Here is a 26,244-nt window from a genome sequence, read left to right on the forward strand (position 1 = left end):
CGTGGGCCAGAAATACCTCTTTATCGACCGTGACGGAACATTGATTGCTGAACCACCTGAGGATTTTCAGGTTGACCGTCTGGATAAACTGGCGCTGGAACCAGATGTCATCCCCTCGCTGCTCGCGCTGCAAAAAGCGGGCTATACGCTGGTGATGATCACCAATCAGGATGGTCTGGGAACCGATAGTTTTCCGCAGGAAACCTTCGATCCACCGCACAACCTGATGATGCAGATTCTGACATCGCAGGGCATCCAGTTTGAGCAAGTGTTGATTTGCCCGCATCTGCCGGCGGATAACTGCACCTGCCGTAAGCCTAAAACCGAACTGGTGACCGCCTATTTGAATAGTGGTCTGATGGATGTGGCGAATAGCTACGTCATCGGCGATCGCCAGACCGATATCCAACTGGCACAAAATATGGGCATAACCGGCCTGCTCTACCAACGCGGTGGACTGAACTGGCAAGCCATTACCAACCAACTCACCAAGCGCGACCGTCATGCACACGTCAACCGCGTCACGCGTGAAACCGCGATTGATGTGAACGTCTGGCTGGATCAGGAAGGCGGCAGCAAAATCAACACTGGCGTCGGCTTCTTCGATCACATGCTGGATCAAATCGCCACCCACGGTGGGTTCCGCATGAACATTGAAGTGAAAGGCGACCTGTACATTGACGATCACCACACGGTGGAAGATACCGGTCTGGCACTGGGTGAAGCCCTGAACAAAGCGCTGGGCGACAAACGCGGCATTGGCCGTTTTGGCTTCGTCCTACCGATGGATGAGTGTCTGGCACGCTGTGCGCTGGATATTTCAGGCCGTCCGCATCTGGAATACAAAGCGGAATTCAGCTACCAGCGCGTCGGCGATCTGAGTACGGAAATGGTCGAGCACTTCTTCCGCTCACTGTCTTATTCCATGGCCTGTACGCTGCACCTGAAAACCAAAGGGCGCAACGATCATCACCGTGTGGAAAGCCTGTTTAAAGTCTTCGGACGCACGCTGCGTCAGGCCATTCGCGTCGAGGGTGACACGCTGCCGAGCTCGAAAGGAGTGCTCTGATGAAGGTCGTCATTCTTGATACTGGCTGCGCTAACCTCTCTTCGGTGACCTACGCCGTGCAGCGGTTGGGGTATACGCCCGTTGTGAGCCGTGAGGCCGAGATTGTCCTGCAAGCGGACAAGCTGTTTCTGCCGGGTGTTGGTACCGCGCAGGCCGCGATGAATCAACTGGAAGAGCGCGACCTGATTGCGTTGATCAAGGCCTGTACCCAGCCCGTTCTCGGTATTTGCCTCGGCATGCAGTTGCTGGGCACAAACAGCGACGAAAACGGTGGCATCCCCACGCTGGGGATTGTCGACACGCCCGTGAAAAAGATGGTTGACCACGGCTTACCGCTGCCGCATATGGGCTGGAACCAGGTCATTCCGAAGGCCGGACATCGTTTGTTCCGCGATATCGATGACGGCGCCTATTTCTATTTCGTTCACAGCTATGCCATGCCGGTCTGCGAAAACACGATTGCACAGGCCAACTACGGCGAAGCCTTCACCGCGGCGCTGGAAAAAGATAACTTCTTTGGCGTGCAGTTCCACCCTGAGCGCTCGGGTGCTGCGGGCGCGCAGCTGCTGAAAAACTTTCTGGAGATGTAGAACGTCATGATTATTCCCGCTTTAGATCTGATTGATGGACAGGTTGTCCGTCTGCATCAGGGTGATTATGGCCAACAGCGCCAGTACGGCAGCGATCCGCTTCCCCGCTTGCAGGATTACCAGCAACAAGGGGCTGGCGTGCTGCATTTGGTGGATTTGACCGGTGCAAAAGATCCTTCTGCCCGCCAAATCCCCTTGTTAACCACGCTATTGGCAGGCGTTAGCGTACCGGTTCAAATCGGTGGCGGTATCCGCACCGAACAGGACGTGGAAGCGTTATTAAAAGCTGGTGCCAGCCGTGTCGTTATCGGCTCCACCGCGGTTAAGCAGCCAGAACTCGTTCAGCAATGGTTCACCCGCTACGGCGCAGAAGCGCTGGTGCTGGCACTGGACGTGCGTATCGACGTCAACGGCACGAAGTTCGTCGCCATCAGCGGCTGGCAGGAAAATTCAGACGCCACGCTTGAACAGGTCGTCGAACAATATCTGCCGTTCGGTCTGAAACATGTATTGTGCACCGACATTTCTCGTGACGGTACGCTGAGCGGTTCCAACGTCGAGCTCTATCGTGAAATCTGTCAGCGCTATCCACAGATTGCCTTTCAGGCATCCGGCGGCATCGGTAATCTGACGGATATCGCCAATTTACGCGGCAGCGGTGTGCAGGGCGTGATCGTGGGTCGTGCGCTGCTGGAAGGTAAATTCAACGTCGCGGAGGCTATTTCATGCTGGCAAAACGGATAATTCCCTGTCTGGACGTGCGTAACGGTCAGGTCGTCAAAGGCGTACAGTTCCGCAACCACGAAATCATCGGCGACATCGTCCCACTGGCGCAGCGCTACGCGCAGGAAGGGGCCGATGAGTTAGTCTTTTATGATATCACCGCCTCTTCCGATGGTCGTGTGGTCGATAAAAGTTGGGTATCCCGTGTCGCAGAAGTGATTGATATTCCTTTCTGCGTGGCGGGCGGCATTAAAAGTGTGGAAGAAGCGGGTCAAATCCTCTCTTTCGGCGCGGATAAAATCTCCATCAACTCGCCGGCACTGGCCGATTCAGAGCTGATTACTCGTCTGGCCGATCGTTATGGCGTGCAGTGTATCGTCGTCGGGATTGATACCTGGCACGATGCTGCGACGGGCCGCTACCATGTCAATCAGTACACTGGCGATGAAGCGCGCACCAAAGTCACCACTTGGGAAACGCTGGATTGGGTGGAAGAAGTGCAAAAGCGCGGCGCGGGCGAGATTGTCCTGAACATGATGAATCAGGACGGCGTGCGCAACGGCTACGATTTACATCAGTTAAATCTGGTGCGTGATGTCTGTCATGTCCCGCTTATTGCTTCCGGCGGCGCAGGCACCATGGAGCATTTTTTGGATGCGTTCCAAACCGCCCACGTTGATGGCGCGCTGGCAGCATCGGTGTTTCACAAGCAAATTATTAATATTGGCGAACTGAAACAATATCTTAAGCAACAGGGTGTGGAGATTCGAGTGTGTTAAGCGAAGCAGTTTTTCTAAACGACGAACAACGAAACCAGCTCGATTGGGAAAAAACGGACGGTATGCTGCCAGTTGTCGTGCAACATGCCGTCTCCGGTGAAGTGTTGATGCTGGGCTATATGAATCAGGATGCCTTACAGGCCACGGAAAAGAGCGGCAAAGTTACGTTCTTCTCGCGTACCAAGCAGCGTCTGTGGACGAAAGGCGAATCTTCCGGCCATTTCCTCAATGTCGTCTCTATCACGCCAGACTGCGATAACGACACGCTGCTGATTCTGGTTAACCCAATCGGGCCAACCTGTCACCTTGGCACCAGCAGCTGTTTCTCACCGGCTGCCAGCGACTGGACGTTCCTCTATCAATTAGAGCAACTGCTGGCCGAGCGTAAACATGCTGACCCGGATAGCTCTTACACGGCGCGTCTGTATGCCAGCGGCACCAAGCGCATTGCGCAGAAAGTCGGTGAGGAAGGATTGGAAGCCGCACTAGCCGCTACGGTACACGATCGCGAAGAACTGACCAATGAAGCCGCAGATTTAATGTACCACCTGTTGGTGCTGTTGCAGGATCAGGATTTAGATCTGGCGACCATCATCAATCGCCTCAAAGCGCGTCACAATAAGTAAGCATTTCCCCGCGTTACCAGCGATTGATAACGCGGGGTCTTAGCATAACGATACAGCGGCGTTAAGAATGGCCCGTACCTGAGTGCACTTTCCGCCCTCCTTTCCAGGTTTCCAGAACTGGTATATCACGCATATTTTTGACCGGATTATTCTTATCTGCTGAGTCATAAGTCAGCGGAGAATCTGCCAGAATAACAAAATCAGCACATTTACCTGTGACTAGCGAACCTACCCACTTATCGGCATGGCATTGCCAGGCTGCATCATAGGTCGCGGCTTTAAGCGCAGCGAAACGGGAAATCCGCTCTTGTTCACGTAACACAGCAGGAGTCGCCTGTTTAGGCGCGCCTTCCATCACACGTGAAATAGCCTGTTCCATCATGCGCAACGGGCCGAGCGGCGTAACACCGTTATCACTGTGTAGCGTAATCCTCATCCCGTGGTTAAGAGCGGACTGGCAGCGATCAAGGTGATCAGCCCGCTCCTCTCCCAATATGGTTTGCTGAAATGCCCATCCCCAATACCCTACATGACCAATTAAGAAGCTAGGCGAAATACCGAGTAGCTTCATTTCAGATAGATGGTCATCAGTCAGTAGGGATGCATGTTCCAGGCGATCGCGGCGCTGTTCATAGGTAGCCGATGTCACACCAGCCTCTTTAAATGACGCTAACGTCAGCCTAATGGCTTCGTCGCCATTCGTATGAATCATCAACGGCCAGTTTTTATCCACAACATTCTGCACCAGCGTATTGATATCAGTTAGAGGATTAAAGTTAAAGGCCCCGATATTTTCCTCACCCGGTGTCTTCTCATAGCGGTTATTACAGCAGTACGGCGTAGATTGATACCCCGTCAGTCCTTGGTTTGAACCATCTGAAATAACCTTGATATACGGCAAGTGAAAATGTTTATCGCCATAGCCTGGGGAGTAAAAATCGACCACCTTACTATTGAAATCATCATCACTCGTAACGATCAGCGCACCACCTATTCGCACCGGACAGAGTGGAAGGTGTGCCCACGTGTTCAGAAAACCCACCTGATCGAAGCCGGGTTGAGCCCCTTTAGGTTCAACGCCAGCATCAAGCATATAAGTCACACCGCGCTGACTCGCCACATTAAACAGGCTGTTAACCGATTCAATTAGCATGAGTGCCAATTTTGCTTTGGGATAACTGCTGACAATGACATTCACGACAGGCTCTATGCCTGCTATTTCTTTAAGGATGCCGTCTGGTGGAATATCTTTACAAGACTTGCTAACAAGCTCAATCGCACACGTATTGATATAGGCCAGATGCATTGAGGCATTGATGACAAAGACAGGTCTTTTATCCGTCACACACTTATCAAGAACGGCAGCATTAAACTCCTTCTCTCCACCAATAAACAAGGAGGGATCGGCACCAAAGCCGATAAGCCAGCTATCATTTTTATCCGTAGCCGATTTTCCCTCTGCCGCCAGATAGGATGTCACCCAGTCCCTATTATAATTTTTTCGTAATTTCTGCTTGTCGAACGGGCTAACGTCATTGCCGATAGCAGATAACATCGCGGTGTTAATAATGTGGACATGGGGCTCAATCAGGCTCGGCAACAGCGTTTGTGTGCCAGACAATTGATGCTCCGCTGTGTGTTTCGGCATTTTGGCCTTCACGTTTTGATATGAACCTGTCGCCACCACCAGTCCGCCATGAATGCCCATGGCTTCAACCGCAACCTCCTGCCCATCCTCCAATGTCAGAATTGCTTTTCCAGGGCTCCCATCCTTATTTAGCGCGGAACGGAATAATTTCGTTTCGATAAGCAAGCTGCTCTTTTCTTCTGGGATATCAATTGGAGTATCAGGGAGAAACGATTTCCACAGAGGGCTACAGCAGGAACAGCTTATGCTGCCAGAATGACTACACGCTTCGCTCATACACTTTCCTTATTTAGAGGTAACGCATTAGAAATGTTAATGTGCCGAATAAAAAATAGGCAATAGCATTAGAAACTTCAACGTCCAAGCAGTTGAAAATCAAAAAATTCATATTTTGTGTGCTGACGATCACTTAGCGGTGCGAAGGGCAAAACGGAAAGCGTATTACGTGAGATCGCACTCTGATAAGTAATCAGACCTAATCGTCAATCGTGAGGAAGTGCAGAAGTGCAGAAGTGCAGAAGTGCAGAAGTGCAGAGAAGATGATGGTTATAAATGTAAAAAAGCACCCGAGGTGGGTGCTTTTATAAGGCTGGTATTTAAGACTAACGATTAGCCGTAAATATTAGCGCGGTCGCGGAGTTCCTTGCCCGGTTTAAAGTGAGGGACGTACTTACCTTCCAGCTCAACTTTGTCACCCGTTTTCGGATTACGACCTACACGCGGTGCACGGTAGTGAAGTGAAAAACTGCCAAACCCACGGATTTCAATACGGTCGCCTTCGGCTAGCGTAGAAGCCATTTGTTCGAGCATTTCTTTCACTGCATCCTCAACCACTTTGGCTGGGATATGAGATTGCTGTCCAGCAAGCCTTTCAATAAGTTCAGACTTGGTCATAGCTCCTCCAAGTGCGGTTATCAATAACCAGGATAACTGACTACCGTTACAAGAATGAGCAACTTACGTTGCTCATTCCACCGTAGTGATTACTCGCCTTTAGCTGCTTTGAACGCTTCTGCCATCGCGCTGGAGAAATTGTTTTCTTCCGGCTTGTTGTTAACAGTTGCGATTGCATCTTTCTCGTCAGCTTCGTCTTTCGCACGAACAGACAGGCTAACAACGCGGTTTTTACGATCAACACCGGTGTATTTCGCTTCAACGCTGTCGCCAACGCTCAGTACCAGAGTTGCATCTTCAACACGGTCACGTGAAGCGTCAGAAGCACGCAGATAGCCTTCAACACCGTCTGCTAATTCAACTGTAGCACCTTTGGCGTCAACTGCTGTAACTTTACCAGTAACAATAGCACCTTTCTTGTTAACAGACAGGTAGTTATTGAACGGGTCTTCAGCCAGTTGTTTCACGCCCAGGGAGATACGCTCGCGCTCTGCGTCAACCTGCAGAACAACAGCGGCGATTTCATCACCTTTCTTGAATTCGCGAACGGCTTCTTCGCCAGCCACGTTCCAGGAGATGTCGGACAGGTGCACCAGACCGTCGATGCCGCCATCCAGACCGATGAAGATACCAAAGTCAGTGATAGACTTGATTTTACCTTCAACGCGGTCGCCCTTGTTGTGGGTTTCTGCGAACAGCTGCCATGGGTTGGATTTACACTGTTTCAGGCCCAGAGAAATACGACGACGTTCTTCGTCGATGTCCAGAACCATCACTTCCACTACATCACCAACGTTAACAACTTTGGATGGGTGGATGTTTTTGTTGGTCCAATCCATTTCAGAAACGTGTACCAGACCTTCAACGCCTTCTTCGATTTCAACGAAGCAGCCGTAGTCAGTCAGGTTGGTTACGCGGCCAGTCAGACGCGTGCTTTCTGGGTAACGCTTAGCGATAGCGACCCATGGATCTTCGCCCAGCTGTTTCAGACCCAGAGACACACGAGTACGCTCGCGGTCGAACTTCAGCACTTTAACAGTGATTTCGTCGCCCACATTGACGATTTCGCTTGGGTGTTTAACACGTTTCCAAGCCATATCAGTGATATGCAGCAGGCCATCAACGCCGCCCAGATCAACGAATGCACCGTAGTCAGTAAGGTTCTTAACGATACCTTTAACTTCCATGCCTTCCTGCAGGTTTTCCAGCAGTTGATCGCGCTCAGCGCTGTTTTCAGATTCGATAACTGCACGGCGGGAAACAACAACGTTGTTGCGTTTCTGATCCAGCTTGATAACTTTGAACTCAAGCTCTTTGCCTTCCAGATGCAGTGTATCGCGAACCGGACGAACGTCTACCAGAGAACCTGGCAGGAACGCACGAATGCCGTTCAGCTCAACAGTGAAACCGCCTTTAACTTTACCGTTGATAATACCAGTAACAGTTGCAGCTTCTTCGTAGGCTTTTTCCAGCGTCAGCCATGCTTCATGACGTTTAGCTTTTTCGCGAGAAAGCAGCGTTTCACCGAAGCCATCTTCGATAGCGTCCAGAGCAACGTCAACTTCATCACCAACCTGAATTTCCAGTTCGCCCTGTGCGTTCTTGAATTGCTCTACCGGAATGGCAGATTCAGATTTCAGACCGGCGTCAACCAGTACGACATCTTTATCAATAGCAACAACAACACCACGTACGATGGAACCAGGACGGGTTTCGATTTCTTTCAGGGATTCTTCAAAGAGTTGAGCAAAAGATTCAGTCATGTTTGATAATCTTAAGGGTTTCAATTTAACGTCCATCTGGCATCCTGCTCGATGGGGTTGTTTAACATGCCCCGCTGTGCATCCTTACAGCGAGGTAAAAATTCAGTTTTCTGTGATTACGCTAAAATTTCGCGGGCATAAGCCAACGCGCGCGCTATCACTTCATCGATTGTCATTTCCGTTGAATCCAGCACCAACGCATCGGCAGCAGGCACTAACGGCGCAACGGGGCGGCTGCGATCGCGCTCATCCCGTTCTTTTATCTCAGACAAAAGGCGTTCAAAGTTAACATTAAAGCCCTTCCCCTGCAACTGTAGCATGCGACGTTGTGCACGTTCTTCCGCACTGGCATCCAAAAAAATCTTCACTGGAGCATCAGGAAAGACGACCGTTCCCATGTCTCGGCCATCAGCAATCAACCCCGGAGCCTCGCGAAATGCGCGCTGCCGACGTAATAATGCTTCACGAACGCGAGGAAAAGCGGCGGCCTGAGACGCCGTGTTGCCTACCGCTTCAGTACGAATTTCATGGCTAACGTCTTCACCTTCCAGGATGACTTTGAGTTGCCCGTCTTCTGCAACAAAGCGCACATCAAGATGAGAGGCTAACGGAACCAGCGCGTCCTCCGAACCGATATCCACATGGTGGTGCAATGCCGCCAGAGCCAAAACACGATAGATAGCCCCCGAGTCCAGCAGGTTCCATTGTAAAGCTTCAGCCAATGCCTTACACAAAGTACCTTTGCCTGCGCCGCTCGGTCCGTCAACCGTAATTACCGGTGCCATCACCGTCATTTCTCTCTCCTTTAATACTGGGAAGTTCCGCTTATGCCGTTTTATGGCATCACGGAACCTCATTATACGCATCAATACAGAGAAAGGTTACCCCAATGCCGGAATGGCGGGAAAAATAAGGCATTCTCTGAACGAGATGCGCAATTTCAGAAGAAAAATTGAGCGTAGTTCGGGAAAATCGATAGAGGAAAAAGGCACGGAAACCGTGCCTGGAGAGGAATCAAGCCAGCTCGCTGAGACGTGCCAGTTGTTCAAAGTAGTCAGGGAAGGTTTTAGCCGTACATTTCGGATCCAGAATCGTAACTGGCGTATCCGATAGCGCCACCAGCGAGAAACACATCGCCATACGGTGATCGTTGTACGTGCCGATTTCTGCCACTTTTAGCTTGGCAGGCGGCGTAATGCGAATGTAATCATTACCCTCTTCCACTTCCGCACCCACTTTGCGCAGTTCAATCGCCATTGCCGCCAGACGATCGGTTTCTTTCACACGCCAGTTGTAGATATTACGCAACGTAGTGGTGCCACCTTGAGCGAAAAGCGCCGCCGTCGCGATAGTCATCGCAGCATCAGGAATGTGATTCATATCCATGTCGATCGCGTGCAGTTCACCGCGTTCGCATTCAATATAATCCTCACCCCAGCGCACGGTTGCACCCATTTTTTCCAGCACATCGGCAAAGCGAATGTCGCCCTGTACGCTATTACGGCCTACGCCGGTCACGCGCACAACACCGCCTTTAATCGCCGCAGCGGCCAGGAAATAAGAAGCCGATGACGCATCGCCTTCCACCAGATAATCACCCGGTGAACGATACTGCTGGCGACCCGTAACGAAAAATCGTTGATAGTTCTCGTTACGCACTTCAATACCAAACGCTTTCATCATATGCAGCGTGATATCGATATACGGTTTGGAAACCAAGTCGCCCTGAATGCTGATTTGCGTATCTTGCGCGGCCAGAGGCGCAGTCATCAACAGCGCCGTCAGGAACTGGCTTGATACGCTGCCATCTACGCTGACTTCGCCGCCCTGAAAACCACCGTGCAGACGAAGCGGTGGGTAATTTTCCTGTTCCAGATAGTCAATTTTCGCCCCGCCCTGACGCAGCGCATCGACCAGATGCCCGATTGGGCGCTCTTTCATCCGCGGTTCGCCTGTCAGCACAATATCGCCATCGGTCAGACACAGCGCGGCAGCCAGTGGGCGCATCGCGGTACCGGCATTCCCTAAAAACAGTTCCAGCGGTTGCGATGCCGTAAACGCCCCACCCAGACCGGTAATCTCACACACCGTCCGGTCAGACGACAGGTGGTAGTCCACTCCCAATGCCGTTAGAGCGGTAAGCATATGGCGGACATCGTCACTGTCTAACAGGTTAGTCAGCCGGGTCTTTCCTTCAGCCAAGGCCGCCAGCAACAGCGCACGGTTAGAGACACTTTTTGAGCCAGGAAGGTTAAGGGTACCGTTAATCAGTTTGATGGGTTGTAGCGTCAGGGATTCCTGCATGTAAAGCCTATTCTTTCAACGTGGACATAAAAACCCCGGAAAGTCCGGGGCTTAACAAAATGTATCGAGGGGCGGTCTTAATCAACCGTGGCGACGAGCGAAGTCAGCCATAAATTCCGTCAGCGCTTTCACGCCTTCCAACGGCATCGCATTGTAGATAGAGGCACGCATGCCGCCTACTACGCGATGGCCTTTCAGCGCATGCAGACCTGCAGCGACTGATTCTTCCAGGAAGACTTTATCCAGCGCAGAGTCCGCCAACAGGAATGGCACATTCATGCGAGAACGGTTCGCTACCGCGACGTCATTACGATAGAAATCGTTACCGTCAATCGCGCTATACAACAGGTCGGCTTTCTCTTGGTTACGTTTTTCCATTTCAGCCAGACCGCCGTACTCTTTCAGCCATTTGAAGACCATGCCGGACAGGTACCAGGCAAAGGTCGGTGGCGTATTGAACATGGAGTCATTGTCCGCCAGAACCTGGTAATCCAGAATCGATGGCAGCTCACGGCGCGCCTTGCCCAGCAAATCTTCACGTACGATAACCAGCGTCAGGCCGGCAGGGCCGATATTTTTCTGCGCACCGGCATAGATCACGCCGTAACGGTTGACATCAATACGACGAGACAGGATGCTGGAAGAATAGTCGGCGACCACAATTTTATCGCCAAAGTCCGGCTCTTCTTCGATCGCAATACCGTCAATGGTTTCATTCGGGCAGTAATGCACAAACGCCGCGTCATCAGACAATTTCCATTCACGCATCGGCTTAATGCCGCGCAGTTCGCCCACGCGCGTTTTCACGTCAATCACGTTAGGCGTGCAGTATTTTTCTGCTTCATTGATTGCGCTGTGCGCCCAATATCCGCCGTCGATGTAGTCGGCCGTTGAGCGTTCGCCCAGAAGATTTAACGGCACTGCGGCGAATTGCGCACGAGCACCGCCGTGGCAAAAGAGCACTTTGTAGTTGGAGGGGATTTTCAGCAAATCACGCAGATCCTGTTCGGATTCAGCGGCAACCTGCATAAACTCTTTACTGCGGTGGCTGATTTCCATAACCGATGTGCCCAGACCATTCCAATTACACAATTCCTGTTCAGCACGACGCAGTACTTCAACCGGCAGCATTGCTGGACCGGCGCTAAAATTAAAAATCTGAGTCATTTCCCCTCACCACACCTGAAAAATAGCGGCTCTTTTTATCACCGTTGTTACAAATACCATTTTTATAAACCTGACGGTTATAAAAATACCGCTGTTACAAGATAGTAGTTATAACGGAACGACCGCCATAACCACACTACTTTTACCCTGCTATCGGTTTTATCACTCGTCCATCGCGGCTGCAACGCTTATTGCGCTTTCATTATGCAAAACGGCACGTTACGCCGTCTGTTCTTTTTCACTGTTGCCGATCGGTTATGAATAAATAGAGTCTGAACAGAAAAATCCGTATCATGCCGCTTCCGCTAATCTCGATAAGAGTGAACACCATGACTCAAACGTTTATCCCAGGCAAAGACGCCGCCCTGGAAGATTCCATCGCCCGTTTTCAACAACAGCTCCAGGACCTGGGGTTTAACATCGAAGAAGCGTCATGGCTGAACCCGGTGCCAAACGTCTGGTCTGTCCATATTCGAGACCGCGATTGCCCGCTCTGCTTCACTAACGGTAAAGGTGCCAGTAAGAAAGCGGCGCTGGCCTCTGCGTTAGGCGAGTATTTCGAACGTCTGTCCACCAACTATTTCTTTGCTGACTTCTATCTCGGCAAAAGCATCGCTAACGGCGACTTCGTTCACTACCCGAATGAAAAATGGTTCCCTATTCCAGAAGATGATGCGTTGCCAGAAGGTATTCTGGATGCCCGTCTGCACCAGTTTTACGATCCTGAGCAGGAACTGAGCGCCAGCGATCTGATCGATCTGCAATCCGGCAATGCCGACAGAGGCATTTGCGCGCTGCCATTTACGCGTCAGTCCGATCAGCAAACGGTCTATATTCCGATGAACATCATCGGTAACCTGTACGTTTCTAACGGGATGTCCGCAGGTAACACCGCCAACGAAGCCCGCGTTCAGGGGCTGTCTGAAGTGTTTGAGCGTAGCATCAAGAACCGCATCATTGCCGAATCCATCAGCCTGCCAGAAATTCCGCAAGCGGTGCTGAACCGCTACCCTGGCGTGGTCGAAGCGATTGCGACGCTGGAAAAAGAAGGTTTCCCGATTTTCTCTTACGATGCCTCACTGGGCGGGAAATATCCGGTCATCTGCGTGGTGCTGTTTAACCCAGCTAACGGCACCTGCTTTGCCTCCTTCGGCGCACACCCTGACTTCGGCGTGGCGTTGGAGCGAACCGTCACCGAACTGTTGCAAGGTCGTGGCCTGAAAGATCTGGACGTGTTCACGCCGCCGACGTTCGATGATGAGGAAGTGGCCGAACACGCCAATCTGGAAACCCACTTTATCGATTCCAGCGGTCTGATCTCCTGGGATACGTTCAAGAAAACAGCGGATTATGAATTTGCCGACTGGAGCTTTAAAGGGTCGACGGAAGAAGAATTCGCTACATTGATGGCGATCTTCAAGCAGGAAGATAAAGAAGTCTACATTGCTGACTATGAGCATCTGTCTGTTTATGCCTGCCGAATCATCGTGCCGGGAATGTCAGACATCTACCCTGCCGACGATCTGTTGTTAGCCAATAATAGCATGGGTGCTCACCTGCGTGACACGCTGCTGGCGCTGCCTGACAGTAAATGGGAACAAGAAGACTATCTGGCGCTGTTGCAGCAGTTGGATGACGAAGGGCTGGATGACTTCACCCGCGTACGCGAGCTGCTCGGCATTGCCACCGGCAAAGATAATGGCTGGTTTACACTGCGCGTTGGCGAACTAAAAGCCATGCTGGCACTGGCCGGCGGCGATCTGGATCAGGCGTTAAGCTGGACAGAGTGGACGCAGGACTTCAACGACTCCGTCTTTACGGCACAGCGCAGCAACTACTACCGTTGCCTGCAAACGCTGCTGTTACTGGCGCAAGAGCCTGAGCGCGATCCGGCAGAATATTACGATGCCTTTACCAAAATGTACGGCAGTGAGACCGTCGATGCCGCTAGCGCTGCTGTTGCTGGCGAAGCGTGCTTCTATGGTCTGTTTGCCGTCGATGACACCTTTACTTCTTTACCTGCACACCAGTCGCTGCTGGCAGCCTATGAAAAACTGCAACAGGCGAAACGTCGTTATTGGCAAGCAAAATAATGCCAGAATGATGAGGTCAGCGCGCGTCTTATATCGATGAGTGCGATCGCGTGAAAATAGCCACGGACAAATAGCCCTTTATTTTAAAGGGCTATTTTGTTATCCAAAGGGCAATATTTATTATTCGTAATGCATAATCAGAACATTGTTATTAAATGGTGAAGTTTTAATTAAATTACATCGACAAGGTGGTACTGAAATTCTACAAAACGTGATTTTTATTAACGCTAAATCGGTAGGTTTAACGTATGCCATTCAACTCTTTTTATAAAATTTAAAATATTTTTTTATTATAAAATTCAATAAATTAACTACTAAATCGCCCTATCCCACCTTGCTTGCTGACCTGTTAATTTCTTGCAATATGATCCACGTCAAATTTTACCGTATACTGCTTTGTTAGTATCTCAACGCTGATAATTTTTAAGAGAGAGTTAGTGTGAAAGCTGACAACCCCTTTACTCTATTACTCCCGGCTGCGATGGCAAAAGTTGCTGAAGACGCCGGAGTCTATAAAGCTACTAAACAACCGTGTACGACGTTTTATTTAGCGATCACAGCGGGTGTGTTTATTTCGATCGCCTTCGTCTTTTATATTACGGCCACCACTGGAACCGCAACGATGCCTTTCGGCATCGCGAAATTGATCGGTGGTATCTGTTTCTCCCTTGGCCTTATGTTGGTGGTCGTCTGCGGCGCAGACTTGTTTACCTCAACCGTTCTCATCGTGATTGCCAAAGCCAGTGGACGTATTACCTGGAAGCAACTAGCCTGTAACTGGGCAAATGTCTATGTCGGCAACCTGATTGGCGCGCTTTTCTTCGTTGGACTTATCTGGTTCTCGGGAGAGCATATGGTCGCAAAAGGTGCGTGGGGTCTTAACGTCCTGCAAACAGCTGAACACAAACTTGAACACACGTTTGTTGAAGCGCTGTGTCTGGGGATTCTGGCCAACTTGCTGGTTTGTCTGGCCGTGTGGATGAGCTATTCCGGCCGTACGCTTACAGACAAAATGTTTGCCATGATTCTGCCTGTCGCCATGTTCGTTTCCAGCGGCTTTGAACACAGTATCGCCAACATGTTCATGATTCCTATGGGCATCGTTATCAAAAATTTTGCGGCCCCGGAATTCTGGAATGCCATTGGCATGGTGCCGTCTCAGTTTGAACATTTAACCGTTAGCCACTTCATTACCGATAACCTGATTCCCGTCACCCTGGGGAATATCATCGGCGGCGGCATAATGGTCGGTTTGACATATTGGGTAATTTATTTGCGCGGTGGAGACAAGCACTAAGGTGCAATCGGCCGCAACGTCGGGTTTTAAGAAATCCATATCAAAGGTAGGTGTAAAATGACCGAGCTGAATGAAAAATTGGCCAATGCATGGCAAGGCTTTAGCAAAGGTGAATGGCAGGATAACGTCAACGTTCGTGACTTTATCCAGAAAAACTACACGCCGTATGAAGGTGATGAGTCTTTCCTGGCTGGCGCAACCAAAGCGACCTCAGCGCTGTGGGACAGCGTCATGGAAGGCATCAAACAGGAAAACCGTACTCACGCGCCTGTTGATTTTGATACCAATGTTGCTGCAACTATCACGTCTCACGACGCGGGATACATCAACAAGGGTCTGGAAAAAATCGTTGGTCTGCAAACTGACGCTCCGCTGAAACGTGCGTTAATTCCGTTCGGCGGCATCAAAATGGTTGAAGGTTCATGCAAAGTTTATGGTCGTGAACTGGATCCTCAACTGAAAAAAATCTTCACCGAATATCGTAAAACGCATAACCAGGGCGTGTTCGATGTTTACACTCCAGATATCCTGCGTTGTCGTAAATCAGGCGTTCTGACTGGTCTGCCAGATGCCTACGGCCGTGGCCGTATCATCGGTGACTACCGTCGTGTTGCGCTGTACGGTATCGACTACCTGATGAAAGACAAATTTGCTCAGTTCACTTCTCTGCAATCCAAACTGGAAAACGGCGAAGATCTGGAAGCAACAATCCGTCTGCGTGAAGAAATTGCCGATCAGCATCATGCACTGAGCCAAATTAAAGAAATGGCCGCTAAATATGGCTGTGACATTTCTGGCCCAGCAGCGACAGCTCAGGAAGCCGTGCAGTGGACTTACTTCGGCTACCTGGCAGCAGTGAAATCACAGAATGGTGCGGCAATGTCCTTCGGACGTGTCTCCACCTTCCTGGATATCTACCTTGAGCGCGATCTGGCTGCAGGCAAAATCACTGAGGAAGAAGCTCAGGAAATGATTGACCATCTGGTCATGAAACTGCGTATGGTACGTTTCCTGCGTACCCCTGAGTATGATGAGCTGTTCTCTGGTGACCCAATCTGGGCAACAGAATCTCTGGCTGGTATGGGTCTGGATGGTCGTACACTGGTGAGCAAAACCAGCTTCCGCTTCCTGAACACCCTGTACACCATGGGGCCGTCTCCAGAGCCAAACATGACCATTCTGTGGTCTGAAAAACTGCCACAAAGCTTTAAAAACTATGCAGCTAAAGTCTCCATCGATACCTCTTCTCTGCAATATGAGAATGACGATCTGATGCGTCCGGACTTTAACAACGATGACTACGCAATTGCTTGTTGTGTAAGCCCGATGATCGTTGGTAAACAAATGCAGTTCTTCGGTGCTCGTGCAAACCTGGCGAAAACCATGCTGTACGCGATTAACGGCGGCGTGGACGAAAAACTGAAAATGCAGGTTGGTCCGAAATCAGAACCGATCAAAGGCGATGTTCTGAACTTCGACGAAGTGATGGATCGTATGGATCACTTCATGGACTGGCTGGCAAAACAATACGTCACCTCCCTGAACATCATTCACTACATGCACGACAAATACAGCTACGAAGCGTCGCTGATGGCACTGCATGACCGTGACGTGTTCCGTACTATGGCGTGTGGTATCGCGGGTCTGTCTGTTGCTGCTGACTCCCTGTCTGCCATCAAATATGCCAAAGTTAAACCGATTCGTGATGAAGATGGTCTGGCTATCGACTTTGATATCGAAGGCGAATATCCGCAGTTCGGTAACAACGATGCTCGCGTAGATGAACTGGCTTGTGACCTGGTTGAACGTTTCATGAAGAAAATTCAGAAACTGAATACCTACCGTGGTGCAACACCAACACAGTCTGTTCTGACCATCACCTCTAACGTGGTATATGGTAAGAAAACGGGTAACACGCCAGATGGTCGCCGCGCAGGTGCGCCATTCGGACCAGGTGCGAACCCAATGCACGGTCGTGACCAGAAAGGTGCTGTGGCTTCTCTGACTTCCGTTGCTAAACTGCCGTTTGCTTACGCGAAAGATGGTATTTCTTATACCTTCTCCATCGTACCTAACGCGTTAGGTAAAGATGACAACGTGCGTAAAGCTAACCTTGCCGGCCTGATGGATGGTTACTTCCACCACGAAGCCAGCATCGAAGGCGGTCAACACCTGAACGTCAACGTCATGAACCGTGAAATGCTGCTTGATGCAATGGAAAACCCGGAGAAATATCCGCAGTTGACCATCCGTGTATCTGGCTACGCAGTGCGTTTCAACTCACTGACGAAAGAACAGCAACAAGACGTCATCACTCGTACTTTCACTCAGTCAATGTAATTTCCATGACTGTCTGAAAAGGCGTAAAATAAAGGCTCCACGTCAGTGGGGCCTTTTTCTCACCCTCGCTTGTCGTTCAGGTTGTTAGCCTGTTTTGCCAGCCCGCTATGTTGCCCTCATCATGTGGATGGCTCGCAAAACAGATTCGACGCAGCATCTGTCACACGGTGTTCTTCTGTCAGGAATTCTTGTCAGATCGATACTTGCTTTCTTATGACTGCGCTCATAAAGACCGCTATTGTTCGGTCAAATTTGGAGAAAACCTCGCAATGTCACTTATCGGTCGCATCCACTCCTTTGAATCCTGTGGCACCGTCGATGGCCCAGGCATCCGTTTCATCATCTTCTTTCAGGGCTGCCTGATGCGCTGCCTGTATTGCCATAACCGTGATACCTGGGATACGCACGGCGGTAAAGAAGTGACGGTTGAAGAACTCATGAAAGAAGTCGTGACCTACCGCCACTTTATGAATGCATCCGGCGGCGGCGTAACAGCATCCGGCGGCGAGGCTATTCTCCAGGCCGAATTTGTGCGCGACTGGTTCCGTGCCTGCAAGGCAGAAGGTATCAACACCTGTCTGGATACGAATGGGTTCGTACGTCGTTACGACCCCGTCATTGACGAGCTATTGGACGTCAGCGATTTAGTGATGCTCGACCTGAAGCAAATGAATGACGACATACACCAGAATTTAGTTGGCGTATCTAATCACCGTACTCTGGATTTCGCTCGCTATCTGGCAAAGCGCAACCAGCGTACCTGGATACGTTATGTGGTCGTTCCCGGCTGGTCTGACGATGATGCGTCCGCACACAAGCTGGGCGAATTCACCAAAGATATGACGAACATCGAGAAAATTGAGCTTCTCCCCTACCATGAGCTTGGGAAACATAAGTGGATCGCGATGGGTGAAGAGTACAAATTAGACGGCGTTAAGCCGCCGAAGGCCGATACGATGGATCGCGTTAAATCGATTCTTGAAAGCTACGGTCACAAGGTCATGTACTAACCTCTGACGTTTTCTGAAAAATAGCGCGCTCACGGCGCGCTATTCGTATTTTAGCGGGTTGAATCGCTACGGGTAATCTAGACACTTCCGAGCCGTTGATGATACTGCTGTTCATATTCATTCGGCGACATCTGATCGCTTGAACCATGCCGACGCCTACTGTTATAAAACATTTCGATGTAATCAAAAATATCGCTGCGGGCTTCTTCCCGCGTTCCATAGATCTTTTTCTTTATCCGCTCACGCTTTAAAAGCTGGAAAAAACTTTCTGCAACTGCATTGTCGTGGCAGTTGCCGCGTCGGCTCATGCTGCCTTCCAGACCATGTGACTTCAGGAATGACTGCCACTCATGGCTTGTATACTGACTGCCTTGGTCAGAATGTACCAGTACCTGTTTTCGTGGACTACGTCGCCACAGTGCCATCAACAACGCATTCAGAACGATATCTTTCGTCATTCGGGATTGCATCGACCAGCCAATGATTTTGCGGGAGAACAGATCGACGATCACCGCAAGATACAACCAGCCTTCATGCGTCCTGATATACGTAATATCTGTCACCCAGCGTTCATCCGGTGCCATCGGATTAAATTGCCGCTGGAGTCTGTTAGGCGTCACAATGCTTGCTTCGCCTTTGTACGATCTTGGACTGCGGTAACCGACCTGAGCTTTTATTCCAGCGCTGTGCATCAAACGCCAGACCCGGTTTGCACCACACCGCTCACCCGTATCGCGCAGATCTAGGTGGATCTTGCGATAGCCATATACACATCCAGATTCAAGCCAAAACTGCTTAATCAGCCCGGTCAGCTTCTGGTCTGTGTGGTATCGCCGTGAATGTGGTTGCTGAAGCCAAGCATAAAAACCACTCGGATGAACATCCAGAACACGGCAGAGTAAACGAACCGGAAAGTCACGACTGTTGTCACGAATAAAGACGTACCTCAGTCGGACAGCTTTGCGAAGTACGCCGCGGCTTTTTTTAATATATCTCGTTCATCAGTAACCCGTTTTAGTTCTTTCTGGAGCCGTCGGATCTCAACCTGAGCATCAGACTGGTCTTGGTTTACCGAAGAATCTGGGCCGTACTTCTTTATCCACGCATAAAGACTGTGTGTGGTGATATCGAGGCGTGTTGCCACGCTTGAAACGGAATGGCCACGATCAACAACCTGTTTGACCGCTTCAATTTTAAACTCATCGGGATAACGCTTACCGCTCATGGGCACCTCTTTTTTAAGCCATTTTAAATGACTCTGAGATGTCTAACAAACCCGTAGCGATTCAAAAAGATATCACAGCAGTGTTAATACGCTGCGCTAAGCCAAAGTCCCTGCTGCCTTGATTTTCACCTGTACCGCATTTCCCGGCAGATACGCCAACGGGATTTCCTGATAATCGATGATTTCAACGCTGCCTGCCCTAGCACCCATCTCTTCGGCAAGCACAATGGTTTGCTGCTGCAATTCGCTTTTTATCGTTTCACGATCGTTATCCGGCATTTTAACCACACGTTCGATCTGTGCGCCCACCGCCCCTAACGCCACACCCACCGCATTGGCCGCATCAAAGTTCTGCGGACGCACGACCTGGCTGACACCGGATAAAACGTCAGGCAGCAAAATACTGCCGCCGCCTACCAGCACTGCGGGAATAGCCGCGCTTGACGATTTAATCCGATCGATAGCACTTTCCACTTTCTCAATCATCTGGCGATAAGCCTGCTGGCAAAATGCATTATCCAGTTCGGGCAGCGGATGAGGAAGAGCCGTCATCCATCGTTCACGATGAAGTTGCAGCATGATATCGCTGAGCGTTAGCGTCTCACCGCCAAAGCTGACGCCCTGTTCAAGCAGGCGATAGCCGACACTGTCCGGCCCAAGGGTAAGTTGTCCATCCTGAGACTGCCGCACGCAGGTTCCACCGCCAATGCCGATAGAAATAATGTCTGGCATTCTGAAATTCGTCCGCACATCGCCGACTTCAACGGCGATTGCCGATTCACGCGGGAAGCCATTCACCAGGACGCCAATATCGGTCGTCGTGCCACCGACATCGATAATCAGCGCATTATCCAGCCCAGAAAGATGGCATGCCCCACGAATCGAGTTCGTTGGTCCACAGGCCATCGTCAAAATAGGATATTGCTTCACCATGCTCTCGGACATCAATGTGCCATCGTTTTGCCCGAAGAACGGCGTAGCGTTGATACCGTGCCGAACTAGCGCTTGCGTAAAGCCGTTAACAAAGCGGTTCGCGGTACTTTGCAACGATGCATTCAGGATGGTCGCGTTTTCCCTTTCCAATAATCCTGTGCTGCCTATCCGGTGGGATAACGACAGGGAGACATCCGGTAATGCCGCATTAACCCACTGCGCAACCTGCAGTTCCTGCTCATTATTTACGGGAGAAAATACGCCACAGATAGCCACGCTATCGACATGCCCGCGCATCTTGTCACAAACCGCGAGTACTTCATCCGGCAGTACGGAATGAATCTCTCGGCCATCAAACTCATAGCCGCCATGAATCTGATAGAAATGCTCGCCTAACGCCCTTTGCCACTCGTCATCCCAGCCACACAGCGGTGGGACGCTATCGCTACTTGGCAGGCTCAGGCGCAGTAACCCGACGCGGTCCAGCCCTTTCCGCTCAACAATCGCATTGGTACATTGGGTTGTGCCCAACATCGCATAGCGAATATGCTGTGGTGCGATACCAGACTGCACCAATACCTCCGCAATCACCCGTTCGATGCCGCTGTAGATATCCAGGCTGGTAGGAAATTTGGCCGTCGCGACGCAGCGCAGGTTCGCATCTAAAATTGCCGCATCCGTGTTGGTGCCGCCGACATCAATCCCGAGTCGGTAATCATTTTTATGTAACATCGGGAAAGCCTCAGCGATTCGCAAGCAGTTCTATCGGTACATACTGCACCGGATAACCGAAATACTCCGGCCCCGCAACGTCAATCCCTTTTGGCGTTCGCCACTTGTCATTGCACGGATAGGCAATCACATCAACTCGCTGCCCATAACGTAAATGCTCGGTGATGATCGGACGTCCGGTTTCACTATCTACTATGGAGATTAAATCAGGCACAACGGCCAGCAGATTATCCTGCGTAGGTTCTGCCGTCTGTGAAGAACGATAAGCCAACAGGAGCTCATTCTGAAAAAGCACCGTAAACGATTCGCCTTTGTCGCTCCCCATGCCATCCAGCACGACTTTGCCCCGAGCAAAACCGCCTGTTGTGCGCCGTGCTACATCAACAATTTTGCCAGAGGCAACGATATGACCATTCAAGACCGTCAGTAGGGACTGTACCGGATGACTGCCTGACTGGTGAGCCTGGCGCAGCATTCTTCCTATATCCTGCGCCAACGTCAGCGTACCTTTGATGGCGCTACGCTTAAGTTGGCTACCAAGTAAGGGGTAATCACACATCGCGCAGGCGGCTCCCATTTGTTCCGAGATCATTCTGGCTAAACGTTCAGACCACATACCGTCAATAGGATTTAAGGTAACGGTGTTTCCCTTTTCATCGGCTAACGTATTTGGTGCAGAGGGTAAACCATCGAGAAAAAAGGTCACCATCTGCGCTTCGGGGAAAGCTCTCCCCATCGCATCACAGTCGATAACAGGTAAACCTTTTGCAGCCGCAACGACAAACGGCATTAGCGAATTGATACCGCCGACTTCGATGGGAAAGGTCGCCGTAATAGGTCGCTCAAGCGCCTTTTCCATCGCGTCAAATGCCCGCACGAATTGGCTCGCTGACATGATCTTTTCTACAACAACCGTCGTTGCACCGATCATGCTGCAAGGAACAAATATATCGTCATCTTTAATTTCATCTAAACCGAATATAGGTACCTTATCCGCATTTTTTAATGCGTGTTTTGCCATTAAAGAACCTACATACGGATCGCCGCCGCCTCCTGTACCGAGAACAGCGGCCCCTAGTGCTATATCATCAATTGTTTGCGCATTAATATAACGAGACATACCCTACCCAAGATCTCGTGTTATCTGTGTAACACGATCAATCTGCCAATTGAGGAAAAATTTTATGTATACCGATATACATCGCCATACTGACAATTACGCCATCCAGGGCAGAGATCGAGCTTATCGTAAATAAATCGAAAAAGTCGGGGGAGGTCAACAGGCTCACAGTACTACCGAGTGACCAAGATATAGCCGCCGCCATATTTAAGAATGATGCTTCTGATACATTTTTCTGCAAACGAGAGGACTTAATAAAATAATATTCGACGAGATAGACACCTGCGATAGGAGAAATCAGTACACCGAGCAGTGATAAGAATTGAGTAAAATTATTAATCATACCGTTGTAAGCTAGCAGCAACCCAGCAATAGCCATTAACACAACCAATATTGGCCGTGAGAGTGCTCGAATAACAACGGACAGCCCCAGCGATGCAGAGACCAGGTTGGTACTGTTTGTGGTCCACTGAGCAAAAATAAGCACGATAATAGCAGACATGCCCAAACCAATACTGAAGAACACTTCTACCAAATCCTCTGTACCCACCAGATGAGTCAGAATGAGTGCAACTACTATCGTTGAGCTATTGCCTAAAAAGAATCCTAAACCAGCGCCGAGAAGCGCGTCTTTGCGTGTTTTGGCATAGCGGGCAATATCCGGTGACATCACGGCAGAGACTATCCATATAGAAACAACGTAAGAGATAGCACTTCCCATGCTAATTGGCGTTTTAATTATCGGAATCGGTATTTCGGGATGATTACTTGCGGCTAAAACTAAACCTGTAATTATCAATATCAGCATTAATGGCACGCTGAATATACTCAGTTTTCCCAATGCCCTGACACCCCAAATAGCGGTAGAGGTCATCAGCACCATACCGAAAACCAAAATAGGGAAGCGTCCGGGTTCTAATTCATAATGTAGCAATGCTTTTTGCAGCATTACGCCAAAAAAATCGAGTTGAAAAGCAAACCAGCCAATCAATGATACAGCAGAGAAAATGCCGATTATCTTTCCACCAAGACGCCCAAAAACGGAGATACTGAGTAGGGTTGTTGATAATCCGCATCCATAGCCTACATTAGCACATAATGCTGCCAGCACACCTAAAAAGGCAGAGCCGATAAGCGTGGCACTAACTGCCTGAGAAAAAGGTAACCCGCCACTTAAAAAAGCACCAAGAAATAGGCCTGAAATGTCAATTCCCATTGCCAGCCATATTAAAGCGATAACATACCAGCTTTTTCTAGCTTCAGCAGGAACACGTTCGTATTCGTAATCATAAATTTGCCGCCCCTGTTGTTCTTTTTCAGGTACAGCATTCCCTTGAGACATAACTCCTCCATTAAATAAGCAACAAATAATTATTGTATCATTGTGATATTTTATAGAGGTTGCCTGGCGGCGTATAGAACAATGGTGCCGTCAGCAAGCTAACAACACCATTATGCTTTATGAGAGACCCTGATGTGACGCATAAAACCACGATTTTTTGTGGCGACCACATCAGTGATGTGGCGTGACAACAAGATAAATGGGTTTCATATCGATTAATACAGATATATTTTGATGTTAACATTCAGATATGTAATGTATGCGAAGGACATGCTATGCGTTTAGATAAACTGGAGATTCGCTGGTTAAAACTTTTTTGTAAAATTGTTGAAAAACAAGGAATTACTAACGCACAAGCCGCAACAGGCTTAAGCCAGCCCGTGTTGAGTCACTACCTGTCTCGTCTGGAGGATACGCTCGGGCTAGTCTTGTGTGAGCGAGGACGCGGAGGATTTGCTCTCACAACGGAAGGCGAAGTGGTCTATCAAGAAGCCAAATCGGTTATTGCCACACTGGATGACTTTGCAAATCGATTAGCAAGGATCAAGCATCAGCTCATTGGTGAAGCTCGTATTGGCTGTTTGGATAACACGGTCACTCACCCTGCTAAAGTTATCTCCAACGCGATTGGGAAACTGTATGTCCAAAGCCCTGACGTTGCCGTTGAGCTGGAAATCGGTGATTACACTCCGCTGATGGAACGTTTGAAAAATGGACATATCGACATTGTTCTGAGCGTCTTACCGGACGATGTCCCACCAGACATCTATTTTCAGCCTGTTTTTGTTGAAAAAAGCTATTTTTATTCCACATCGGAAAATGCGGCAAGAATAGAAAAAGAATGGCGTGATGGAACGCTTAACCCGAACAGATTGCTCATTGGCGGCCATGCATTACACGAGATTAGTAAACAGCTAGGCCCGGTAGCAAAGAAAGGCTTGCAAAATACCGCCTGGAACGTAGAGGGCAGCTTACTGCTCTTATTGGCTGGCACACATATTGGTTTTCTTCCCGATCACTATGCCGCCAAATGGGTTGAGAATGGGCAACTCACGGCAATTTCACCGGAAAAACTCATGCTAACCAGTATATTTTATCTGGTGCGAAACGCGAAACAGCGCCTTAGCCCAGTGGCCGAAGCGCTGTGGAATAACATGGTAGAAGCTGGACAAAGTTCGCTGGCCAGCCTCGATGCCGTTAGCTCAAGCAGCAGCTAATGGCGTTGGGTGGTGATCGGCCTTTCTGAGCAACATCATCAGGTAAATCATGGCAACGACCGCGATCAGCACAAACAGCAATCGATCAGAGTAGCTCTGCATCAATACCGCAGCAACGCTTGGTCCGCAAAGACTGCCAAGCGTATAGCTGAGGAGCAACGCCTGATTCATCGCGACCAGTTCGTCAGGGCGCACTTTTTCGCATGCCCAAGACATGGCAACGGGATACAGCGTAAACCCTGCACATCCCAGCAGGAACAGCGATGGTGCCATGGCATAGTGGCTAATGCTTAACATAGCAATACAGCCAATAATCACCACAAAAACTAATACCCGCAGAACCAGCAATCGGCCATAACGATCGGCCATGCGTCCAACAGGCCATTGCCCGATAATCCCGGAGCTAATCAGCAGCGCCATCCAGTATCCAACCTGTGCATCATTCATTCCCTGATGGGAGAGATACAGCGGCATCAGACCATATAGCGATCCTAAAATTGCGCCGGAAATAATACAGCCGTGTACGCCTAAACGAGCACTGCGGTACGTCAGCATTTTCCACATGTTGACATGCTTTTCTTGCTGCTCTGGCGGCGTAGGGAGACGAGTAAACAGCAGCGGTAATACCGCCAAAATAACTAACGCGACCATCCACGGCAGCACGTTCAGCAACGCGCTCGGCAATATACCAAGCAGGAGCTGTCCCACTACGCTACCGAGATAATAAGCAATCATATAGGCAGCAAGCAGTTGCCCTCTCTGCGTCGGTGTTCCGCTACATAGTAAAGCGCTTTCAACCACGACCCAGATTAATGCACAGCCGATACCGGCAAGGAAGCGCCAGAATAACCAACTGCCGATATCCCCAGAAATACCGAGACCAACGATCGCGATACCAAATAATAAAGCCGCGAAATAATAGCTACGGTTAAATCCATAAAGTTTGATTAACTTACCGGCTAATAGCGTACCAACTAGATTGCCGCCGAAGTAGGATGACCCAACAAGGCCAACCTGCCAGACAGGAAGAGATTGATAACTCAGCCACAGTGGTACCAGGGTATTTAATACCGCAATACAAACCGTCAGCAGCAAAAGTCCGCAGAGCAATAACAGCACTGGGCGGGAATAAGCAGACATAGCGAAGTGGATAACCAAACAACCGGAGAAGAGTGAGCGCATCATGCCACTGCGTATATAAAAGTCAATCCGGGCAAAAAGTGCTAAAAGTCCTTTCCCAAATTATGGATTGAAAGAATTAATCAACGTCCATAAGAAGGCAGTCACGTTTAAAAGCAGGGTGCAGCTATTCTGCTGATTTCAAATCATTTTTAACTTAAAATTTAAGTCGAACGGGTTGTTTAAGATAGAG

21 protein-coding genes are annotated in these 26,244 nt (G+C 49.8%); 10 read left to right on the forward strand and 11 right to left on the reverse strand.

Annotation, left to right across the window (positions count from 1 at the left end; genetic code table 11):
* Position 1 precedes the first annotated feature (1 nt).
* Genes hisB through hisIE form a run of 5 tightly spaced genes read left to right on the forward strand, consistent with a single transcriptional unit; the run spans position 2 to position 3,787 of the window.
* On the forward strand, positions 2-1,069 hold the full coding sequence (gene hisB, locus Q3A88_RS00980; protein WP_039286954.1) for a bifunctional histidinol-phosphatase/imidazoleglycerol-phosphate dehydratase HisB: 1,068 nt from the start codon (positions 2-4) through the stop codon (positions 1,067-1,069).
* Positions 1,069-1,659, forward strand: a complete 591-nt coding sequence (hisH, locus tag Q3A88_RS00985; RefSeq protein ID WP_014915086.1) for an imidazole glycerol phosphate synthase subunit HisH — start codon at positions 1,069-1,071, stop codon at positions 1,657-1,659. The genes hisB and hisH overlap by 1 nt, the downstream gene beginning before the upstream one ends.
* Positions 1,660-1,665: 6 nt before the next feature.
* The gene (gene hisA / locus Q3A88_RS00990; RefSeq protein WP_317177244.1) at positions 1,666-2,403 is read left to right on the forward strand and encodes a 1-(5-phosphoribosyl)-5-[(5-phosphoribosylamino)methylideneamino]imidazole-4-carboxamide isomerase; all 738 of its coding nucleotides are present in this window, start codon (positions 1,666-1,668) and stop codon (positions 2,401-2,403) included.
* On the forward strand, positions 2,385-3,161 hold the full coding sequence (gene hisF, locus Q3A88_RS00995; protein WP_317177245.1) for an imidazole glycerol phosphate synthase subunit HisF: 777 nt from the start codon (positions 2,385-2,387) through the stop codon (positions 3,159-3,161). The genes hisA and hisF overlap by 19 nt, the downstream gene beginning before the upstream one ends.
* The gene (gene hisIE, locus Q3A88_RS01000; RefSeq protein ID WP_102116268.1) at positions 3,155-3,787 is read left to right on the forward strand and encodes a bifunctional phosphoribosyl-AMP cyclohydrolase/phosphoribosyl-ATP diphosphatase HisIE; all 633 of its coding nucleotides are present in this window, start codon (positions 3,155-3,157) and stop codon (positions 3,785-3,787) included. Before hisF ends, hisIE begins: the two co-directional genes overlap by 7 nt.
* Positions 3,788-3,848: 61 nt before the next feature.
* On the opposite strand, the gene Q3A88_RS01005 is transcribed toward hisIE, so the two are convergent.
* The 6 genes from Q3A88_RS01005 to serC form a co-directional block, all read right to left on the reverse strand.
* Positions 3,849-5,711 (reverse strand): amidohydrolase, encoded by a 1,863-nt coding sequence (locus Q3A88_RS01005; RefSeq protein WP_233989665.1) that lies wholly within the window; start codon positions 5,709-5,711, stop codon positions 3,849-3,851.
* Between the two features lie 333 nt (positions 5,712-6,044).
* Entirely contained in the window at positions 6,045-6,329 is a 285-nt protein-coding gene (gene ihfB / locus Q3A88_RS01010) for an integration host factor subunit beta (RefSeq protein ID WP_005967571.1), read from the reverse strand.
* 89 nt (positions 6,330-6,418) lie between these two features.
* Positions 6,419-8,092: a 30S ribosomal protein S1 gene (gene rpsA, locus Q3A88_RS01015; RefSeq protein ID WP_010277167.1), complete on the reverse strand. Its 1,674-nt coding sequence runs from the start codon at positions 8,090-8,092 to the stop codon at positions 6,419-6,421.
* A gap of 116 nt (positions 8,093-8,208) precedes the next feature.
* A complete protein-coding gene (gene cmk, locus Q3A88_RS01020) occupies positions 8,209-8,886 on the reverse strand; it encodes a (d)CMP kinase (RefSeq protein ID WP_010277170.1) in 678 nt (225 codons plus the stop codon).
* A 220-nt stretch (positions 8,887-9,106) separates the two neighbouring features.
* Entirely contained in the window at positions 9,107-10,396 is a 1,290-nt protein-coding gene (gene aroA, locus Q3A88_RS01025) for a 3-phosphoshikimate 1-carboxyvinyltransferase (RefSeq protein WP_317177246.1), read from the reverse strand.
* Between the two features lie 81 nt (positions 10,397-10,477).
* On the reverse strand, positions 10,478-11,563 hold the full coding sequence (gene serC / locus Q3A88_RS01030) for a 3-phosphoserine/phosphohydroxythreonine transaminase (RefSeq protein WP_110163033.1): 1,086 nt from the start codon (positions 11,561-11,563) through the stop codon (positions 10,478-10,480).
* A gap of 329 nt (positions 11,564-11,892) precedes the next feature.
* On the opposite strand from serC, the gene ycaO reads away from it, so the two are divergent.
* The 4 genes from ycaO to pflA all read left to right on the forward strand — a co-directional run bounded on the left by ycaO (position 11,893) and on the right by pflA (position 18,303).
* A complete protein-coding gene (ycaO, locus tag Q3A88_RS01035; protein ID WP_317177247.1) occupies positions 11,893-13,656 on the forward strand; it encodes a 30S ribosomal protein S12 methylthiotransferase accessory factor YcaO in 1,764 nt (587 codons plus the stop codon).
* 439 nt (positions 13,657-14,095) lie between these two features.
* Positions 14,096-14,953: a formate transporter FocA gene (focA, locus tag Q3A88_RS01040; protein ID WP_110163035.1), complete on the forward strand. Its 858-nt coding sequence runs from the start codon at positions 14,096-14,098 to the stop codon at positions 14,951-14,953.
* Positions 14,954-15,010: 57 nt separating this feature from the next.
* Complete coding sequence (pflB, locus tag Q3A88_RS01045; protein WP_233989663.1) at positions 15,011-17,293, forward strand: formate C-acetyltransferase; 2,283 nt, start codon at positions 15,011-15,013, stop codon at positions 17,291-17,293.
* 269 nt (positions 17,294-17,562) lie between these two features.
* Entirely contained in the window at positions 17,563-18,303 is a 741-nt protein-coding gene (pflA, locus tag Q3A88_RS01050) for a pyruvate formate lyase 1-activating protein (protein WP_010277183.1), read from the forward strand.
* A 77-nt stretch (positions 18,304-18,380) separates the two neighbouring features.
* On the opposite strand, the gene Q3A88_RS01055 is transcribed toward pflA, so the two are convergent.
* The 4 genes from Q3A88_RS01055 to Q3A88_RS01070 all read right to left on the reverse strand — a co-directional run bounded on the left by Q3A88_RS01055 (position 18,381) and on the right by Q3A88_RS01070 (position 23,655).
* Positions 18,381-19,528 (reverse strand): IS3 family transposase gene (locus Q3A88_RS01055; RefSeq protein WP_317177248.1). Its coding sequence is split into 2 segments (ribosomal slippage): positions 18,381-19,291 and positions 19,291-19,528, totalling 1,149 coding nucleotides; the frame shifts between segments, so codons are not numbered across the junction.
* A 96-nt stretch (positions 19,529-19,624) separates the two neighbouring features.
* Entirely contained in the window at positions 19,625-21,193 is a 1,569-nt protein-coding gene (locus Q3A88_RS01060) for a hydantoinase/oxoprolinase family protein (RefSeq protein WP_317177249.1), read from the reverse strand.
* 10 nt (positions 21,194-21,203) lie between these two features.
* The gene (locus Q3A88_RS01065) at positions 21,204-22,313 is read right to left on the reverse strand and encodes a DUF917 domain-containing protein (RefSeq protein WP_317177250.1); all 1,110 of its coding nucleotides are present in this window, start codon (positions 22,311-22,313) and stop codon (positions 21,204-21,206) included.
* A 37-nt stretch (positions 22,314-22,350) separates the two neighbouring features.
* Positions 22,351-23,655 (reverse strand): cytosine permease, encoded by a 1,305-nt coding sequence (locus Q3A88_RS01070; protein ID WP_317177251.1) that lies wholly within the window; start codon positions 23,653-23,655, stop codon positions 22,351-22,353.
* Positions 23,656-23,930: 275 nt separating this feature from the next.
* Here Q3A88_RS01070 and Q3A88_RS01075 point away from each other — a divergent pair, with 275 nt between their 5' ends.
* Positions 23,931-24,872, forward strand: coding sequence for a LysR family transcriptional regulator (locus Q3A88_RS01075; RefSeq protein WP_317177252.1), 942 nt, complete (start codon positions 23,931-23,933; stop codon positions 24,870-24,872).
* Here the strand turns inward: Q3A88_RS01075 and Q3A88_RS01080 are convergent.
* Complete coding sequence (locus tag Q3A88_RS01080) at positions 24,858-26,012, reverse strand: MFS transporter (RefSeq protein WP_039286987.1); 1,155 nt, start codon at positions 26,010-26,012, stop codon at positions 24,858-24,860. The genes Q3A88_RS01075 and Q3A88_RS01080 overlap by 15 nt on opposite strands.
* Between the last annotated feature and the right edge of the window lie 232 nt (positions 26,013-26,244).

Origin of the sequence: Pectobacterium sp. HCp5_1 (assembly GCF_032905925.1) — a bacterium.
GTDB lineage: Bacteria > Pseudomonadota > Gammaproteobacteria > Enterobacterales > Enterobacteriaceae > Pectobacterium > Pectobacterium brasiliense_A.